General features: G+C 47.8%; 3 protein-coding genes. All 3 read right to left on the reverse strand.

What is annotated here, in order from left to right; genetic code table 11:
• Window positions 1-78: 78 nt before the first annotated feature.
• From tnpC to tnpA, 3 genes are read right to left on the reverse strand one after another with little or no spacing between them, the layout of a single operon-like run.
• On the reverse strand, window positions 79-1665 hold the full coding sequence (tnpC, locus tag ACFQ1X_RS15465) for an IS66 family transposase (RefSeq protein WP_379083316.1): 1587 nt from the start codon (window positions 1663-1665) through the stop codon (window positions 79-81).
• Window positions 1666-1704: 39 nt separating this feature from the next.
• On the reverse strand, window positions 1705-2058 hold the full coding sequence (gene tnpB, locus ACFQ1X_RS15470) for an IS66 family insertion sequence element accessory protein TnpB (RefSeq protein WP_379083318.1): 354 nt from the start codon (window positions 2056-2058) through the stop codon (window positions 1705-1707).
• Window positions 2058-2360 carry an IS66 family insertion sequence element accessory protein TnpA gene (gene tnpA, locus ACFQ1X_RS15475; protein WP_144841702.1) on the reverse strand — a complete coding sequence of 101 codons (303 nt, stop codon included), beginning with the start codon at window positions 2358-2360 and terminating at the stop codon, window positions 2058-2060. Before tnpA ends, tnpB begins: the two co-directional genes overlap by 1 nt.
• Between the last annotated feature and the right edge of the window lie 84 nt (window positions 2361-2444).

Below are 2444 nucleotides of genomic sequence, written 5' to 3' on the forward strand. Positions count from 1 at the left end.
GTAAGCGTCCAATAATGAACACCTAGTTTCTTAGAAAAGAAAATGCCTTTCCGATTTTTTGTCGGAAAGGCATTTTTGTTATTTTTTCTTTTGGACATAACAGTCTTTTGGGAGTTGCTTCGACCAGGGCATGAGATGATCGATGTCCAGTTCAGCCGTCATGTCCAGCTGCGGAAGTTCTTCGAAAAGAAATTGAAGATAGAAAAATGGATTCAAGCCATTCTCTTTAGCTGTCTCTACGAGACTGTATGCAATGGCGCTTGATTTCGCCCCATTCGTTGAGGCAGCGAACAACCAATTCTTTCGTCCGATGACGAACGGTTTAATCGACCGTTCGGCGCGATTGTTGTCGATCTCAATCCGGCCGTCTTTCATGAATGTGGTCAGCTTGTGCCATTGATTCAATGAATACGTGATGGCTTTACCGGTTGCCGATTGGGGCGCAATGATGCTTTTTTGTTCATTCAGCCATGCCAAATAAGCATCCAGCACAGGCTGACTGTCTTTTTGGCGTATTTCTAACCGCTCTTTTGCGTCCAGCTTCTTGATTTTTCGTTCAATCGCGAATAATTGGTTACAGAAGTTGAGTCCCTTTTTGGCAATCGTCGATCGGGTGGCACTTGCTGATGGACTCTTCAATGCCTTCAGCGCCTCATCGAATTTCCGGCGCGCATGTGCCCAACAGCCAGCGAGTTCCACATGCTCGAGCGATTCGTAGCCGGCATATCCGTCGACGTTGAGATAACCTTCGAATCCTTTCAAGAAATCCTTCGGATTTTCACTCGATCGGCTCGCGCGGTAATCGAAAAGGACCATCGGTTTTTCCGTTGCACCGCTCGTGCGATAGAGCCACATGTAGGACTTGGATTGCGCCTTCTTACCAGGCTCATCGAGCACTTGCAGGCTCGTCTCATCGGCATGAAGCAGATTTTCCTGCAGGAGTTGCCGATGGAGAAAATCATAAAATGGGCTCAACCAACGGGACGTACTCGAAATCATCCAGTTCGAGAGGGTCTGGCGGTTCAACGGAATCCCCATCCGTTCCAGCTGCTTTTCCTGGCGGTAAAGCGGAAGCCCATCCGCAAACTTTTGCGTCATGATAAAGGCGATTGCGGAAGGTGAAGCCAATCCCTTCGGGATGACCGGGTTTGGCATCTTCGCTTTCACGATGGGTGTCGTGATTTCGTGTTTTTCGCAATGCCGGCAGCTGTAAATGTGCTGAATGTGTTCGACCACTATGACCTGCGCCGGAACGACCTTCAATTCTTGCCGCGTTTGATGGCTCATTTCATGAAGTGCATAATCGCACGCCGAACAGACCTTCTCTGAATCAGAGAGGTCGTAATGGATGGTTTCAACCGGCAGATCTTTCAGCTTCTCTGCACGGCCGCCCATTTTCTTGCGCGTGTAGCTGATCATTTCCAGCGTCGGTTCCGCCAATAAAACGAAAGAAGAAATTTCGGCTTCGTTGAACAGTTGAAGCGCCAACTGGTTGTCATCCGTCTTTTCGCTGGATGAACCAAACCGTTTCTGCTGGCCCAGCTTGAACTGCTCTTCGTACCATTGCACCTTCAACTCCAGTGCCTTCATCTGGTTCTCGAGTTGCGCGTTTTTCTTTTCCAGTTCTTCAATTGTAGGTGAGGTGTTTCCGTCCATTGTTTTCATAGGTCTAAGAATAGCACAGAATTTCAGTGCCAAAAAGACCTAAATGATTTTTTTCGCCGCCACGGATGGGTGTGCCTGGCGCTGGTTCAGTGGCAGGCCATCAAGTAACCAATTCAACTGCCGGGGCGTGATGGGAAGAGGCTGGCTGGACCCAGGGTCCGGCCAATCGAACAACCCTTTTTCCAATCGCCGGTAATAGAGCCAGAAGCCATTGTGATCCCAGAACAGAATCTTGAGCTTGTCTTTCTTCCGGTTACAGAATACAAAGAGCGCGTTGGAAAAAGGATCGAGTTGGAATAATTCCTGAACGATGACCGCCAGTCCGTCAATTGACTTCCGGAGATCCGTCGGTCCAGCTGCCAAATACACCCGCTCGACGATTCGGCCGTTCATCATAACTGTCCAAGTGTCCGAAGGACCTTCAGTAACAGTTCATCCTGGAAGCCACTCATCACCTCGATTTCCACATTTTTTATCTTCAACGTAATCGTATCTCTCACCGGTTCCTCCACCATACAGGAGACCCAAGCGGTCTCAGGTTTTTCTTTGGAGACGGGAGACTGCTTGCGCAGCCAATATTTCATCGTATGAATTTTGATGTCATTTTTCTCACACCATTTGGCTAACGATTCTCCGCTTTGCCGATATTCATTTATTTGTTTTGACCAATAGATTGCTTTCTCTTTTCTTATCAAAGAAACTCCTCCCAAAATTCAATTCTGGAAAGAGTATCTCACGAAGTTTCTTCTATTTAAATGTGTTCGCTATTGGACGCTTAC

The sequence above is a fragment of the Metaplanococcus flavidus genome (genome assembly GCF_042675885.1).
Lineage (GTDB): Bacteria > Bacillota > Bacilli > Bacillales_A > Planococcaceae > Planococcus > Planococcus flavidus.